This window comes from Actinomadura sp. 7K507, assembly GCF_004348425.1.
Classification (GTDB): Bacteria; Actinomycetota; Actinomycetes; order Streptosporangiales; family Streptosporangiaceae; genus Spirillospora.
In genome coordinates this window covers 1-15188 of record NZ_SMKK01000230.1, presented here as the reverse complement: position 1 = coordinate 15188, position 15188 = coordinate 1, and the positions used below count along the sequence as shown (strand labels likewise).

General features: G+C 73.5%; 13 protein-coding genes. 9 read left to right on the top strand and 4 right to left on the bottom strand.

Features of this window, described 5'->3' with window-relative positions:
• The 5 genes from E1285_RS45980 to E1285_RS36000 all read left to right on the top strand — a co-directional run.
• Positions 1–1014: SWIM zinc finger family protein (locus E1285_RS45980; protein WP_165966906.1), on the top strand; the 1014-nt coding region annotated here is incomplete at its 5' end.
• On the top strand, positions 1011–2582 hold the full coding sequence (locus E1285_RS36015; protein WP_132159066.1) for a DUF5691 domain-containing protein: 1572 nt from the start codon (positions 1011–1013) through the stop codon (positions 2580–2582). The genes E1285_RS45980 and E1285_RS36015, both read left to right, overlap by 4 nt.
• Positions 2579–3664 carry an AAA family ATPase gene (locus E1285_RS36010; RefSeq protein WP_132159065.1) on the top strand — a complete coding sequence of 362 codons (1086 nt, stop codon included), beginning with the start codon at positions 2579–2581 and terminating at the stop codon, positions 3662–3664. The genes E1285_RS36015 and E1285_RS36010 overlap by 4 nt, the downstream gene beginning before the upstream one ends.
• Positions 3661–5931 carry a DUF5682 family protein gene (locus tag E1285_RS36005; protein ID WP_132159064.1) on the top strand — a complete coding sequence of 757 codons (2271 nt, stop codon included), beginning with the start codon at positions 3661–3663 and terminating at the stop codon, positions 5929–5931. The genes E1285_RS36010 and E1285_RS36005 overlap by 4 nt, the downstream gene beginning before the upstream one ends.
• A gap of 88 nt (positions 5932–6019) precedes the next feature.
• The gene (locus E1285_RS36000; protein WP_132159063.1) at positions 6020–7198 is read left to right on the top strand and encodes a VWA domain-containing protein; all 1179 of its coding nucleotides are present in this window, start codon (positions 6020–6022) and stop codon (positions 7196–7198) included.
• Between the two features lie 112 nt (positions 7199–7310).
• Here the strand turns inward: E1285_RS36000 and E1285_RS45975 are convergent, their stop codons facing one another.
• The gene (locus E1285_RS45975; RefSeq protein WP_243723281.1) at positions 7311–8807 is read right to left on the bottom strand and encodes a serine/threonine-protein kinase; all 1497 of its coding nucleotides are present in this window, start codon (positions 8805–8807) and stop codon (positions 7311–7313) included.
• A gap of 137 nt (positions 8808–8944) precedes the next feature.
• Here E1285_RS45975 and E1285_RS35990 point away from each other — a divergent pair, with 137 nt between their 5' ends.
• From E1285_RS35990 to E1285_RS35980, 3 genes are read left to right on the top strand one after another with little or no spacing between them, the layout of a single operon-like run.
• Positions 8945–10012 carry a DUF6777 domain-containing protein gene (locus E1285_RS35990; RefSeq protein WP_132159062.1) on the top strand — a complete coding sequence of 356 codons (1068 nt, stop codon included), beginning with the start codon at positions 8945–8947 and terminating at the stop codon, positions 10010–10012.
• Positions 10013–10037: 25 nt separating this feature from the next.
• Positions 10038–10430, top strand: coding sequence for a metalloregulator ArsR/SmtB family transcription factor (locus E1285_RS35985; RefSeq protein WP_132159061.1), 393 nt, complete (start codon positions 10038–10040; stop codon positions 10428–10430).
• Positions 10427–11485: a cation diffusion facilitator family transporter gene (locus tag E1285_RS35980; RefSeq protein WP_132159060.1), complete on the top strand. Its 1059-nt coding sequence runs from the start codon at positions 10427–10429 to the stop codon at positions 11483–11485. The genes E1285_RS35985 and E1285_RS35980 overlap by 4 nt, the downstream gene beginning before the upstream one ends.
• Here E1285_RS35980 and E1285_RS35975 read toward each other — a convergent pair.
• From E1285_RS35975 to E1285_RS35965, 3 genes are all read right to left on the bottom strand, one after another.
• Complete coding sequence (locus E1285_RS35975; protein WP_132159059.1) at positions 11482–11742, bottom strand: hypothetical protein; 261 nt, start codon at positions 11740–11742, stop codon at positions 11482–11484. The two genes, E1285_RS35980 and E1285_RS35975, sit on opposite strands and share 4 nt — an antisense overlap.
• 98 nt (positions 11743–11840) lie before the next feature.
• Positions 11841–13046 (bottom strand): RNA-guided endonuclease TnpB family protein, encoded by a 1206-nt coding sequence (locus E1285_RS35970; RefSeq protein ID WP_132159058.1) that lies wholly within the window; start codon positions 13044–13046, stop codon positions 11841–11843.
• A 213-nt stretch (positions 13047–13259) separates the two neighbouring features.
• Positions 13260–14453, bottom strand: coding sequence for a winged helix DNA-binding domain-containing protein (locus tag E1285_RS35965; RefSeq protein WP_132159057.1), 1194 nt, complete (start codon positions 14451–14453; stop codon positions 13260–13262).
• Positions 14454–14665: 212 nt separating this feature from the next.
• On the opposite strand from E1285_RS35965, the gene E1285_RS35960 reads away from it, so the two are divergent.
• Positions 14666–15076 (top strand): hypothetical protein, encoded by a 411-nt coding sequence (locus E1285_RS35960; protein ID WP_132159056.1) that lies wholly within the window; start codon positions 14666–14668, stop codon positions 15074–15076.
• Positions 15077–15188 lie beyond the last annotated feature (112 nt).

Sequence of the window (15188 nt, the reverse complement as noted above, 5' to 3'; positions counted from 1 at the left end):
CGTCCGGGGTGGGCCGCAGAGTGGATCGAGGAGCGGCGGGAGCGCACCGACCGGGCGGAGCGGCGGCGGACCGGGCCGGCCGCCAAGGCCAAAGACCCGAAGACGGCCGAGCGGCGGGAGCGGCGGGTCGGCGACGGGCTCGCCGAGCTCGACCAGTGGCTCCGCGACCAGGTCGCGCACGGGCTCGCGCGGGCGGAGAAGGCCCCCTACCGGCTGTGGGACGACGCGGCGCGGCGGCTCGTCGACGCGCAGGCGGGCGGCCTCGCCGGGCACGTCAGAGGGCTCGCCGCGATACCCCGGTCGCCGGGCTGGCCCGATCGGCTGCTGGAGGAGTACGCGCTGCTGCGGCTGCTCGTCCGGGCCCACCAGCGGCGGGACGAGCTGCCGGAGGGGCTCCGGGAGACCGTCCGTTCCCGTATCGGGTTCACCGTCGCCCAGGAGGAGGTCGTCACCGGCGGGGAGCGCGTCCGGGACCTCTGGTGCGCGACCGGGTCGCGGGACACCGCGCAAGACCTGCTGAGCACGCGGCGGGTGTGGCTGCGGGGGCGGCGGACGGGCCGTCCCGCGCTCGTGCTGTCGTTCGCCGCGCCGGGCACGTCCCTGGACGCGTCGCTCATCGTGGGTACCGAGGTCGACGCCGAGCTGGCCTTCTACCCGGGTTCGCAGCCGCTCCGGGCCCTGGTCGCCGAGCGGTTCGGGGCCGCGGTGCCGGGCAGACCCGCCGGGACGCCGGTCCGGGGGTTCCTCGACGAGCACGCGGCGGCGCTCGCGCTCGACCCCTGGCTGGACCGCTGGCCCGCGACGCTGGAGAACGTCCGCCTGGCCCGTGCCGGAGGAGGCGACCTGTACGTGATCGACGAGGCCGGGGACGCGCTCCCGCTCCGGATGGGAGATCCGTGGCGGCTGCTCGCGCTGTCGGGCGGCGGGCCGGTCACGATGACCGGCGAGTGGAGCTCGCGCGGCCTGCGCCCGCTGGTGGCGTGGCACGGGACCGAGGGGACGGTGGTCCTGTGACCGTGTGGAACGAGCACGTCACCGCGGCTCTTCTCGGCACCGAGCGCCGTGACCCGCCCGTGCTGCCCGAGGCCCCGCCCGAAGGGGGTCCTGGAGGAGACCAGGCCGGGCGGCTGCTCGACCAGGCGGCGCTGCTGGCCGTCCGGCGGCGGGCGGGGCGTGTCCCTTCGGACGCGGCGCCCGTGCCCGTGGCGCTCGCCCCGGTGGAGGACGTCCCCGTCGTGCCGGGGGCGGCGGCGGTCCGGCTGCGGCGGATCCTGAGCGGCGAGCAGATCCGGGTGCTGCCCGAATGGCTGGACGCGGCGGCGGCGCGCGGCTTCCGGGTGCCCGCCCAGCTGCTCCCCGAGCTGCTGGAACGCGGGCGCGGCGACCGGATGCTGCGGTCGCCGGTCGCGCGGGCGTCCGGCCGGCGGGGCGTGTGGCTGGCGCTCCAGAACACCGACTGGGCGTACCTGGTCGGCTCCGGCGACGATCCCGGCGGCGGGCCCGAGGTGTGGGAGACCGGGACGCGCAACCGGCGGGTCGCCTACCTGACCGCGCTCCGCGGGACCGAGCCCGAGCGGGCCAGGGAACTGCTGGGCGAGACGTGGGCCGGGGAGCCCGCGCCCGACCGCGCGGCGTTCCTCGCCACGTTCGGGCACGGGCTGACCCCGGCCGACGAGGAGTTCCTCGAAGCGGCCCTGGAGGATCGCGGGAAGGACGTGCGGCAGATCGCGTCCGACCTGCTCGCCCGCCTGCCCGGGTCCGCGTACGGGGAGCGGATGGCGGCGCGCGCCCGCGGCTGCCTGGTCCCCGAGACCCGGACGGTACGGGGCCGGAGGCAGACGTGGATCCGGGTCGATCCGCCGCGCGACCACGACGAGGAGATGGCACGCGACGGGGTCCCGTTCCATCCGAGCGGGTCGTTCGCGCCGAGAGGCGGCGGGCCGGTCGGGACGAGGGCCGCGTGGCTGCGCGAGATCCTCGCCCGCACTCCCCTGTCCACCTGGACGGAGCTGTTCCAGCTGCCGCCCATGGAGATCGTGTGCCTTCCCATCACCGCCTTCGCCGGGGATTCCGGAGGCCCGTCCCCCCAGAACGAATCCGAGGCCGATGGGCGCGACGTCCACATCGGGTGGGCCCGCGCCGCCCTGGGCCAGCGCGACGCCGGGTGGGCGCGGGCGCTGCTCAAGGGCGGTGTGATGGTCGACGAGCCGGAGGCGCTCGCCGACCTGCTGTCCGTCCTGCCCGAGGGGGAGCGCGACCCGGCGGCGGCCGACCTGATCCGCTGGGTGGAGGGGCGGCCCGACCTGCTGCGGGTCCTCGAACGGGTGCCGGGTCCGTGGACGGGCGCGCTCGCGTCGGCGGTGGTCGCGACCCTCGGCGCGTCCGCCGAACGTCCCACCCGCCGGGACGAGCACCTGATCGTCCAGCTGTGCCGGCTCGCCGACCAGCGGCTCGACCCCGCGGTCACGTCCCGCCTGGACGTGATCGTCGCCGAGCAGGGCGCCGCCGCCCCGCGAGCCGTCACCGACCTGATCACCACCCTGCGCTTCCGCGATGAGATGTTGAAGGAGCTGATCCCTTGACCGAAGATCCGGTTCTGCGTCCGCACGCCGAGCAGGAGTACGCCGGCGAGCTGGCGCGGCTGGCCGAGCACGACGACCGGCCCCGCCCGCCCGGCTGGCGGCTGTCCCCATGGGCGGTGATCACGTACCTGCTCGGCGGCGACCTTCCCGACGGCACGGCGATCAGCCCGAAGTACGTGGGGCAGCGCCGGCTGATGGAGGTCGCGGTCGCGACGCTGGCCACGGACCGGGCGCTGCTGCTGCTCGGCGTGCCGGGGACGGCGAAGACGTGGGTGTCGGAGCATCTCGCGGCCGCCGTCAGCGGCGACTCCACGCTGCTCGTGCAGGGGACGGCGGGCACGGCGGAGGAGGCGATCCGCTACGGGTGGAACTACGCGCGGCTGCTCGCCGAGGGACCGTCGGAGAAGGCGCTGGTGGAGAGCCCGATGATGCGGGCGATGCGGCGTGGCGCCGTCGCCCGCATCGAGGAGCTGACCCGGATGCCGTCCGACGTCCAGGACTCGCTGATCACCGTCCTGTCGGAGAAGACGCTGCCGGTCCCCGAGCTGAGCACCGAGGTCCAGGCGCGCAGGGGGTTCACGGTCATCGCCACGGCCAACGACCGCGACCGGGGCGTGAACGAGCTGTCCAGCGCGCTGCGCCGCCGGTTCAACACCGTCGTGCTGCCGCTGCCGGAGTCCGCCGAGGAGGAGGTCGGCATCGTGGCGCGGCGCGTCGACCAGATCGGCGCCGGGCTGGAACTGCCCGAGTCCCCGGCGGGCCTGGAGGAGATCCGCCGCGTCGTCACCGTGTTCCGCGAGCTGCGCTCCGGGGTGACGAGCGACGGGCGCACCAAGCTGAAGTCGCCCAGCGGGACGCTCAGCACCGCCGAGGCCATCTCGGTGATCACGAGCGGGCTGGCGCTCGCGGCGCATTTCGGCGACGGTGTGCTCAGGGCCCCGGACGTGGCGGGCGGGATCGTCGGCGCCGTCGTCCAGGACCCTGTGTCCGACCGGGTGGTCTGGCAGGAGTACCTGGAGGCGGTCGTCCGCGACCGTCCGGAATGGCGTGACTTCTACCGCGCGTGCCGGGAGGTGTCTTGAGCCACGTCGAGGTCTACGGGATCCGTCACCACGGGCCCGGCTCGGCGCGGGCGCTGCGCGGCGCCCTGGAGGAGTTCAAGCCGGACGCGGTGCTGATCGAGGGCCCGCCCGAGGCCGACCCGATCGTGGAGCTGGCGGGCGAGCCGGGGATGGTGCCGCCGGTCGCGCTGCTGGCCTACTCCCCCGCCCCCGCTCCCGGCGACGGCGACCGCAAGGCCGCGTTCTGGCCGTTCGCCGAGTTCAGTCCCGAATGGCAGGCGGTCCGGTACGCCCTGGGCGCGGGCGTCCCCGTCCGCTTCTGCGACCTGCCGGCGGCGAACCAACTCGTCCCGTCCGGGGAGGAGGAGGCGCGGGAGCAGCCGTCCGGGGAGGCGGCGGAGGGGATCCGGCTCGATCCGCTGGGGTGGCTGGCGAAGGCGGCCGGATACGACGACGCCGAGCGGTGGTGGGACGACGTCGTCGAGCACCGCGGCGGCGGCCCGTCGCCGTTCCCGGCCATCGCGGAGGCCATGGCCGAGCTGCGCGAGCAGTTGGCCGCACTGCCGGAGGGGTCCGCGCCGGCGGGGCTGCCGCCCGGCCATCTGCGGCGGGAGGAGCAGCGCGAGGCGCACATGCGCCGGACGCTGCGCCGCACCCTCAAGGAGGGGCACGAGCGGGTCGCCGTGGTGTGCGGCGCGTGGCACGTGCCCGCCGTCCGGGCGAGGGTCCCGGCGGCCCACGACGACCGGACGCTGCGCGGGCTGCCGAAGGCCAGGATCGCGATGACGTGGGTGCCGTGGACGCACGGGCGGCTCGCCGGACGCTCCGGCTACGGCGCGGGCGTCCGGTCCCCCGGCTGGTACCACCACCTGTTCGCGGCGCGGGACCGTCCGATCGAGCGGTGGCTGACGGCCGCCGCCCGCGTCCTGCGCGAGGAGGACCTGCACGTCTCCTCCGCGCACGTGATCGAGGCGGTCCGGCTCGCCGAGACGCTCGCCGCGCTGCGGGGGCGCCCGCTGGCCGGGCTGGACGAGGTCACCGAGGCGACCCGGGCCGTGCTGTGCGAGGGCGCCGACCTGCCGGTCGAGCTGATCCAGCGGCGCATGGTCGTCGGTGAGCGGCTCGGCGCCGTCCCGGAGCGGACCCCGATGGTCCCGCTCCAGCGCGACCTCCAGGCCGAGCAGCGGCGGCTGCGGCTCAAGCCGTCCGCCCTGGACAAGGAGCAGGACCTCGACCTGCGCAAGCCCACGGACCTGGAACGCAGCCGCCTCCTGCACCGCCTCCGGCTGCTGGACGTCGACTGGGGCGTCCCGTCCGAGACGGGCCGTTCCAAGGGCACGTTCCGCGAGACGTGGACGCTGGCGTGGCGGCCCGAGTTCGACATCGAGCTGATCGAGGCGAGCGCGTGGGGTACCACCGTCCGCGGCGCGACCACGGCCCGCGCCGAGGCGCTGGCCGCGCACGCCACCGCGCTCGCCGATCTGACCTCGGTGGCGGAGCGCTGCCTGCTCGCCGACCTCGGCGACGCGCTGCCCACCGTCATGCGGGCCCTCGCCGACCGGGCCGCGGTCGACACCGACGTCGCGCACCTGATGTCCGCGATGCCCGCCCTCGTCCGCGCGCTCCGGTACGGCGACGTGCGCGACACGTCCACGGGCCCGCTCCGCACGGTCGTCGACGGCCTCGTCGTGCGGATCTGCGTCGGGCTCCCTCCCGCGATCACCGGCCTCGACGACGACGCCGCCCGCGAGTTCCTCGGCCACGTCGACGCCGTGCACAGCGCCCTGTCGCTGCTGGCCGACGAAGGCCACGTCGAGCGCTGGCGCCGCACGCTGGAGAGCCTCGTCGCCCGCCCGGAGACCCTGCACGGCCTGATCGAGGGCCGCCTCACCAGGCTCCTCCTGGACGCGGGCCGCCTGCGCGACGTCCAAGGCCGGATGGCGCGGGCCGTGTCCGTCGGTACGGCGCCCGACCGCGCCGCCGCCTGGGTCGAGGGCTTCCTGTCGGGCGGCGGCCTGATCCTGATGCACGACGAGGCGCTCCTGCATCTGGTCAACGACTGGATCTCCGGCCTGCCGGACGATTCGTTCACCGACGTGCTCCCGCTGCTGCGCCGCACCTTCGGCGCCTACGCCGACGCCGAGCGCCGGTCGATCGGCGAGCGGCTCCGCCGCCTGGACGAGGCCCCCGCCCATGAGCTCGACCGGGCCGAGGACGCCCTCGACGAGACCCGCGCGGCCCCGGCCGCGGACACGGCCCTGCGGATCCTCGGCTGGCCGCGCCCATGACCACACCACCGGCCGTCCGCGTCGATGGCGGGCACCTCGCGTCTCCGCCCGGCGGGCGGGGCCGCACCGACAGCGAGGAGGGTTCGGCGTGAGCGGCGAGGGCGCGGACGAGCGGGACGACAGGCTGCGGCGGTGGCGGCTCGTCCTCGGGGGCGAGAAGGCCGACGGGACCGGGGTGACGCTGACCGGCGACGACGCCCGGATGGACGGGGCGCTGGAGAAGCTCTACGGGGCCGGCCGCGACGAGGGGCGGCCACGGCCGGGACGGCGCGGCGCCGGGCTCGGGGATTCGGCGCCCTCGGTGGCGCGGTGGCTCGGCGACATCCGGACGTACTTCCCGTCGAGCGTCGTCCAGGTCATGCAGAAGGACGCGATCGAGCGGCTCGACCTCACCAGGCTCCTGCTGGAGCCGGAGATGCTGGACGCCGTCGAGCCGGACGTCCACCTGGTCGGGACGCTGCTGTCGCTGAACCGGGTGATGCCCGACCGGGCCAGGGAGTCCGCGCGGGCGGTGGTGCGCAAGGTCGTCCACGATCTCGAGCGACGGCTGGCGCAGCGGACGCGGTCGGCGATCGGCGGCGCGCTGGACCGGTCGGCGCGGATGCTGCGCCCCAGGCGGCTCGCCGACGTCGACTGGGAGCGGACGATCCGCGCGAACCTGCGGCACTACCTGCCCGAGCACGGGACCCTCGTCCCGGAGCGGCTCGTCGGGTACGGGCGGCGGCAGCAGGCCGTCAAGCGGGACGTGGTCCTCGCGATCGACCAGAGCGGGTCGATGGCGGCGTCGGTGGTGTACGCGAGCGTGTTCGGCGCGGTGCTGGCGTCGATGCGGTCGCTGCGGACGTCGCTGGTGGTGTTCGACACGAACGTCGCCGACCTGACCGGGCAGCTGCACGACCCGGTGGAGGTCCTTTTCGGGACGCAGCTCGGCGGCGGAACCGACATCAACCGGGCCGTCGCGTACTGCCAGGGCCTCGTGGCGCGGCCGGACGACACGATCCTCGTGCTGATCAGCGACCTGTACGAGGGCGGGGCGCGGGACGAGCTGCTGCGGCGGGGCGCGGCGCTGACGTCGGCGGGCGTGCAGGTCGTGGTGCTGCTCGCCCTGTCGGACGAGGGCGCGCCCGCCTACGACCACGAGAACGCGGCGGCGCTGGCCGCGATGGGCGTGCCCGCGTTCGCGTGCACGCCCGACGCGTTCCCCGGCCTGATGGCCGCCGCGATCGAGCGCCGCGACCTGAAGGAGTGGTCCGAACGCACCATGTGACTGACGCCGCGCGAGCCACGCTGCGTGAGCGCGGCCGACACTTTGCGATCAAGTGAAACCGGGCGAGCGACACCGCGCGGACGACACTGCCTGAGTGAGTGACGCCGGGCCGTCAGGTGGGTGACTTCGACAGGCCGCGGGCGAGGAGGAGCACGACGACGGCGGTGACGACGGCGTGCCCGGCGAGCGCGGACGCCTGGATCTCGACGAGCGCTCCCCACGCGCCCCACATCGCGACGCGGACGACGCGGGCTGCCATCACCGTCCAGGCGGCGGGGCGGCTGCCGCGCCAGGCGAGGATCACCGCGACCAGCGTCACCACCGCCACCACACCGAACGAGGAGGCGACCACGGGCAGCAGCCCGCCTCGTGCGCCCTCGCTGAGCGACGGCCTGGCGATCAGGATGGCGAGGGCGGCGACGTCCAATGCCGCGAGGACCCCGGCAAGGATGAGTCCCGACACCAGGGCCGGGCCTCGCCGCAGGGTCCGGTGCGGCCTGGGCGGTGGCGCCACCGGGGCCGGTGGGGCGATGTCCTGCGGCCATGGGGCCTGTCGTGTCTGCGGCGCCCTGGGGGCGTGGGCGTCCGGGGCGGGCTGCCGGATCGTCACCGGGTCCGGGGTCTGGGTGAACCCGGCGGTGGGCGCGCCCTCACGAGGTCCCAGGCCCGGCGCGGAACCGGTGTGGCGGGGTGCGGGGGCCGTGAAACCGGACGCCTGGACCGTTGGGCCGGGGTTCTGGACCGTGGGGCCGGGGAGGTACTCGGTCGCGGTTCCCCGGCGGGCGTTCGCGTCGCGTTCGCCGAGGAGCCACAGCAGGACGTCCTCGGAGGAGGGGCGGGCCTTCGGGTCCTTGGCGAGGCAGGCGGCGGCGACCTCGGCGAGCGGGCCGGGCAGGACGCCCAGGTCGGGCGTCTCATTCATGATCTTGTACATGACGGCGGGCAGCGGGCCGCCGGCGAAGGGGTCGCGGCCGGTGGCGGCGAACAGCAGGGTGACCGCCCAGGCGAACAGGTCGGTGGCCGGCCCGACGCGGCCGGAGAACTGCTCGGGCGCCATGTAGGCGGGGGTGCCGACGACCTGGCTGGTCAGCGTGGAGCCGGCGTCGAACGCGCGGGCGACGCCGAAGTCGATCACGCGCGGCCCGTCCGGGCCCATCAGGACGTTCTGCGGCTTGAAGTCGCGGTGCACGACGTTCGCGCGGTGGATGGCCGACAGCGCCGTCACCGAGCTGATGGCGAGGCGGTCGAGGTCGGCTCCGCCGCGCGGCCCCTCCTCCTGCACCAGCGTGCGCAGCGACCGTCCCGGAATGTACTCGCTGACGATGTAGGGGCGGTCGCCGGCCATGTCGGCGGCGAGCATCTGCGCGGTGCAGAACCCGGCGACGCGCTGCAGCAGGGCCAGCTCGCGGACGAACCGCTCCCGGGCGTTCGCGTCGCCGAGCAGCTGGGCGTGCAGGAGTTTCACGGCGACGCGGGACGGCCCGGCGTCGGGCTCCACCGGGCGGCCGAGGTACACCACGCCCTGGCCGCCGGTGCCGATCCGGCCGAGCAGCTCCCAACCGCCGAGGCGGGCCGGGTCGGCCGCGGTGAGGGGAATCGGGCTCGCCATTCGCACCCCCGTCGGGTTCCCCGATGCCGGCCGCTCGGCCGGTGATAAAAAATTCCGGCATTCCACCGGGCACAAATCCACTCCGCCCGGCATCAAAGAGTATAGATACGGGGAGCCCGAAGCGGGAGAGACTGAGCATGGCTGAGATCCATTCACCAATTGTCCGGCCCAAGGGAGCGGCGGCGGCGGTCGCGGCACTGGCGCTGACGGCGGCGACGCTCGCGGGGTGCGGGGACGCGGGGGCGACCATCACCCGGCTGACGGTCGGGACACCGGGCCCGGATCCGTACACGACGATGTCGAATACCGACAAGATCGAGGTCAAGGAGCGTCCACGGACGGGTGGGACGGCGACCGGGGACTCCCCCGGCCTGTACGGTGGGACGCGGCGGTCTGCGACGTGCGACCAGCAGAAACTCATCGCGTTCTTGCAGGCCAACCCCGGCAAGGCGAAGGCCTGGGCGGACGTGCAGGGCATCCCGGTGAGCGACATCCCGAGGTACGTGTCGCGGCTGACGCCGGTGCTGCTGCGCACCGACACGCTGGTCACCAACCACGGCTTCCGCGACGGGAAGGCGACCGGCGGGCCCGCCGTTCTGCAGGCCGGAATGGGCGTTCTGGTCAACGGTCACGGGGTGCCCGCGGTGAAGTGCAATTGTGGGAATCCCTTGACCCTGCCGGAGAAAAAGATCTCCACGGACGGCGCGTCCTTCACTGGCCGGTCCTGGCCGGGATTCGAAGAGCGAAATGTGACCAAGATCCAGCCGAGGGACGCAAAGAAGGGCACGATCGTCACCTTCGTCCTGGTCGATCCCGAGGGCACCATGGGATTCGAGCGGCCGCGCGCGACCGAGGGCGAGGCCGACGGGCCGCCGATCCAGTTGCCCGCGACCGAGACCGAGGGTACGGCGAGCGACTCGCCGTCGCCGTCCGACTCCGGTATGGAGCCTCCCGGGACCGGGTCGCCGGGCACCGAGACGCCCGGCACGGACCCGTCGGGCACCGGCTCGCCCGGCACGCCGCCGCCCGGCACCGGAGACGGCGAAGCTCCCGCCTCACCGGGCATGACCTCGCAGGACCCGGGTACGGGAGACGACGGAGGTCTGCCGAACGAACGCACCGGTGGAACGGGCGAACCCGGCGGCGACCCGGGCGGCCCGGTCTCGCTGCCGCCGTCCGAGGAGGCGGCCCCGGCGGCCTCCTGACTTCCCATGCGGTATATTTGCTCATATGAGCAGTGCTTCAGATGTCGCCCCCGCCGACGCCTGCGCCGTCCGGGTGGTCGATCCCGAGAAGGTCGCCGTCGTCACCGCCGCCCTGCCGGAGGCGGAGACGATCGCCGACCTGGCGCAGGTGTTCGGGCTGCTGTCCGACCCCGGACGGCTGCGGGTGATCACCGCGCTGCTGGAGGGGGGCGAGATGTGCGTCTGCGACATCGCCGCGTCCTGCGGGCACTCGGAGTCGGCGGTCTCGCACGCGCTGCGCCTGCTGCGCGCCAACCGCGTCGTCCGGGTCCGCCGGGCCGGCCGGATGGCCTACTACCGGCTGGACGACTCGCACATCCGGCTGCTGCTCGATCTCGCCCTCACCCACGTCGGCCACGGGGAGGAAGAAGGCGCATGATCGGGGACCGGGAGAGCGGGCCGGACAAGCACGGGCCGGACAAGCGCGGTCACGGGTCCAAGCACGGGCCCAAACACGGGCACGGTCACGGTCACGGGCACACCGTGTCGCAGGGGGCCGACCGCCGGCTGCTGAGCGCCGCGCTGGCGCTGATCCTCGTCTTCATGGCGGGCGAGGTGGTGATCGGCTTCATCTCCGGGTCGCTGGCCCTGATCACCGACGCGGCGCACATGATGACCGACGCGTTCGCGATCGCGCTGGCCCTGTTCGCGATGCGTCTCGCGGCCCGCCCGCCGAAGGGCGGCTACACCTACGGCCTGCGCCGCTCGGAGATCCTGTCGGCGCAGCTCAACGGCCTGACCCTGATCCTGCTGGCCGTGTTCTTCGTCTACGAGGGCGTCCGGCGGCTGATCGAACCGCACGAAGTCGAAGGCCAGTTCGTGTTCTGGACGGCCCTGGTCGGCATCGCGGTCAACGTCGCGGCGACCGTGCTGATCAGCAAGGCCGACCGGCGCAGCCTGAACGTCGAGGGCGCGTTCCAGCACATCCTCAACGACCTGTTCGCGTTCATCGCCACGGCCGTCGCGGGCCTGGTCGTGTGGACGACCGGCTTCGCCCGCGCCGACGCGATCGCCTCGCTGCTGGTGGCGGCGCTGATGCTCAAGGCCGGATACGGGCTGCTGCGGGACGCGGGCCGGGTGCTCATGGAGGCCGCGCCGGCGGGCATCGACCCGTCCGAACTCGGGACCAGGCTCGCCGCGCGCCCCTGCGTGGAGGAGGTCCACGATCTGCACGTGTGGGAGGTCAGCTCCGGCTACCCGGCGCTGTCGGCGCACGTGCTCGTCGACACCGGGGGCGACTGCCACGCCGTCCGCCGCGACCTGCAGGAACTACTGCGCGACTCGTACGGGATCACCCACACGACCCTGGAGGTCGACCACGTGGAGGAGCCCGCGGGCGGGAACGGCCACTGCGACGACCCGCACGGCCCCCGCCACGTGGTCGAGGCGGTCACCCCCCACGAACACGCGGGCCCCACCCCCTGCGACCACTAAGGCGCGCTGCGGAACCGCCCGGCGTTCTCCCGCGCCCACTGAGCGAAGGTGCGTGCGGGCTTCCCGGTGACGTCTTCGACGGTGGGCAGGACCACGCCGCCGGCATCGGGCGGGTTCACGGCCAGCTGGATTCCGAACTCCACGTAGTCCTCGTCGTATCCGTAGCCTCGTAGCCGGGCGCGTTCGTCGTCCTCGGTCAGGCGCACGAAGGCGATGTCCTGCCCGGTGGCGTCGGCGAGGATCCGGGTGCGTTCCACTGGGTGGTGAGTGCTTCGGGTCCGTTGACTGCTCCCCTCCCTGGCAGGAGGGATTCTTCGAGTCCCCTCCCGCCATGAGATGTGCGGGGATTCACGGCTCAGGCCGCCTCTCGCCCCGGCGGGGCAGCAGGTCTTGCGCCATCGGCACCGTCCGGGTCCAGACCCGCCCGGACCAGCATCACCCGCGCGGAGTTCTTGTCCCTGGGACGGGACGTCCCGCACGCGGTGCAGGTGTAGATGCGTTCCGACAGCGGCAGGCGGTGCTTGGCTCTCGCTCCGCAGTGGCCGCAGTCCATCGTGGTGTACGCCGGATCCACCAAGCGGACGTCCCGGCAGTGTTTGCGGCCCATCTCGATCAGGGCCTTCTTAGCCTGGCCGATTGCGGCGTCGGCGGCCTTTCGCGCCATCGTGCTCTTGGCCAGGAACTTGGGGCGGAAGTCCTCGACCGCGACCGCGTCGAAGTCGCGGGCCACCTTCTTGGCCCATTTGCGGCCATCGTCCTGGCGTTGCCGCGCGACCTTCTGAGCGGCCTTGGCGGCCTGCCGCTGCGCCGCGCGGTACCCCTTGGACTGCTGCCTACCCTTGGGGGCGCGGCGCCGCGCCATCTGCCGCTGGTAGTGCGCCAGGCGGGCCTGAGCCTTGCGGCCGTGCTCGTGGTGCGGCAGGTCGTGGGTGTCGCTGGTGGTGGTGGCGACCTGGGTCACGCCCCAGTCGACACCGATCACCCTCCCGGTCGCCGGGAGCGGCTCGGGCTGCGCCGCCACGACGAACGAGGCGTACCAGTGCCCGAGGCAGTCGCGGGAGATCCGCACCGAGGACGGGGCAGCGGGCAGGTCCCGCGACCACACCACCGTCACGCCGATGCCCCCCGCCAACAGCAAGCGGCCTTCCTTGAGGCGGAACCCGCGGCGGGTGTAGTTCAGCGTCGGGGCGGCCAACCCCCGCTTCTTGAACCGGGGCAACCCCGCCCGCTGCTTGACGGGCAGCCCCTTAGCGATGTCCTTCAGCGCCTTGGCGCGGGACTTGCCGAAATCCCGGATGACCTGCTGCTGCGGCACCGACGCGCCCGCACCCAGCCACCGCTTCCCCGAGCGCCAGCCCGTCAGCATCCTGTCCAGCCCCGCCGGACCACACGCCTCACCCGCCCGGTAAGCGGCCCTGGACCGGGCCACGCACTCGTTCCACACCCACCGGCAGCGATCCCACTCGGCCAGCAGCGCACGCTCAGCGGTCGACGACAACCGCAGCCGGTAAGAGTACCGGGCGTTCCCGCCACCACCATCCTCGCCGTCCGCATCTGCCACATCACTGAGCGTACTCGAACGAGTGTTCCCGTGCGTGCGTTTCCGCGGAGTTCCCACTGACCAGCGCAGCACGCTGCCGATCCCGCCGACGTCCACGCCCGCCTCATCGCCAGCACCCCAGGAGTACCCGTGATCCGCAGACCGGCCTCAGGGGCGCGAACCGGGCCGCGGGCACAGAGGAAACGCGCACCACCCGAGGCGGCGGCCCCTTCGTCAGCGACCGGCGCCGGGCTGCATAGCCGGTGAGGGGTACACGGCGAAGACCCGCTGGCCGTCGAGCCACTCGCTGAGGCGGCGCGCTTCGGTCTCCAACGCCTCGTGAGCCGCCGGGGAGACATCGTCGTCAAGCAGCCGCAGCCGCACCACACCGCCGGGGTCCTGTACCCATGCACCGACGACGCGGCCGTCGACCCAGGCGGTGGTCCCGGCGTTGCCGGCACTGTCGAACAGCTGAGGTCCGTGCCCACCGAGGTAGAAGGCTCGTCCCTTCCAGCCCATCACGGTCGGGTCGAGCAACGGCAGGAGCGCGACCCACGGCGCAGCGGCGACGACCGGGTCGAGATCGTCCTCGCGCAGCCAACCGACCGAGCCCCCGTCCAGGTACACCTTCTGCGCGCCGATGTCTTCCAGCGCGGTACGGACTACGGACTTGGTGCCGCCGAGCCACCAAGCGAGGTCTTCGACGGTGCCGGGTCCGTACGACCACAGCCACCGAGCCACCAGCTCGGCATAGCCCTGCCGCGCGTCAAGCGCCACGGGCACCGCTTGCCCCCACCAAGCCTGTGTCGTCGTCCATGTCGGGCGGCTCGTGTACCAGGCACCGGCGTTGCCGGCGCGTGCGACCGAGCCGTCCAGGCTCAGCTGGGTGAGCACTCGCGGAGCGATCGCGACCCGTCCTCCCCAGGACTTGTCCGGAGCCTGCTCGATGACACCGGCGGCCTCGGGCACCTCCTCGCGTATCCGCTTCGACGGCCGCGCCACACCGTCGGCCAGGCAGGCCAGCACTGCTTTCTCCGCGGTCGCGAGCCAGGCGGCGCCCTGCCCGTCATCGGCCGGCCCCCAACGTTCGAGGTCCCTGACCAGTCGTCTGCGGTGGACAGCGGCCACCCGAGCCGACGCGCTCCCCCACACCGCCGGCACGAGATCACGGGGGAACACGAACAACGTCTCACGCATCGACTGCTGTCTGACGAGCGAACGTGTGTCGTAGAGCGCCCGCTCGACGTCATCGACGGCCAGGTCGTCGATCCGTGCCCAGCACGACAGGTGCACGCTCGGCGGGTCGGTGGCGTGCAGACACACCACCGCGCGGCCGGCCTCCTCGGGGCAGGCCACCCTGGCCGATCGCGCGAGAGCATGGCGCACACCCAACCGGGCCCGGCGCTCCTCATCGGTTACCAAGCGCATGAGTCCACCTTGACGGAGCGGACCGACAGATCACGCCAACGGGTGAGGCCTACGCGCTCATCTCCGTGCGTGCAAAGTTCGGACGTGTGCGGTTACATGGGGGCCGGTGTGGCCCGACGTCAGGCCCCGCGCATCAAGGGACACGCCCGGCGAATCGCCCGACCTATGCCCTGATGGAGCGGTTCGCATCCCCCAGCGAAAGGGCCGCGAGCGTGGGCGTGGAAGACAACACCAAGACCGACCGCGCGGAGACCACCGACAAGCCCGCCTCCCAAGAGCGCTCGTACACACCACCGCCCGACAATCCCGGATCACCCGGGCAACCGTCCCGCCTGGAGAGCCTCGCCCGCGCCCGCGAAGCGCAGCAGGCCAGCACCGCGCAACGCATCGAGGCCGGGGACGCCGACGGCGAACCGAGCGGCGAACGCGACACCACGCCCACTGCACAGGGCCCTGGGCCAATGGAGCCCCAGTGTGAACAAGGCGGTGGCCGTGATGAGAAGGCGGAGGACGCGGAAAACACCGACGCCGACACCCCGGACGACGCGCCAGGCGACTGGGATAAACGAGTCGCGGATGAGGAGCTGCTGCCCGATGACAATGCCCGCCTAGGCCGTGTTTAAGAAGTGGTCTTGGTGACTGATCGGAGCCAGATGTCGATCACAGCGACCTCGATGGTGGCCTGGTATCGGACGGCGAGCTTGTCATAGCGGGTCGCCACCGCCCGGTGCTGTT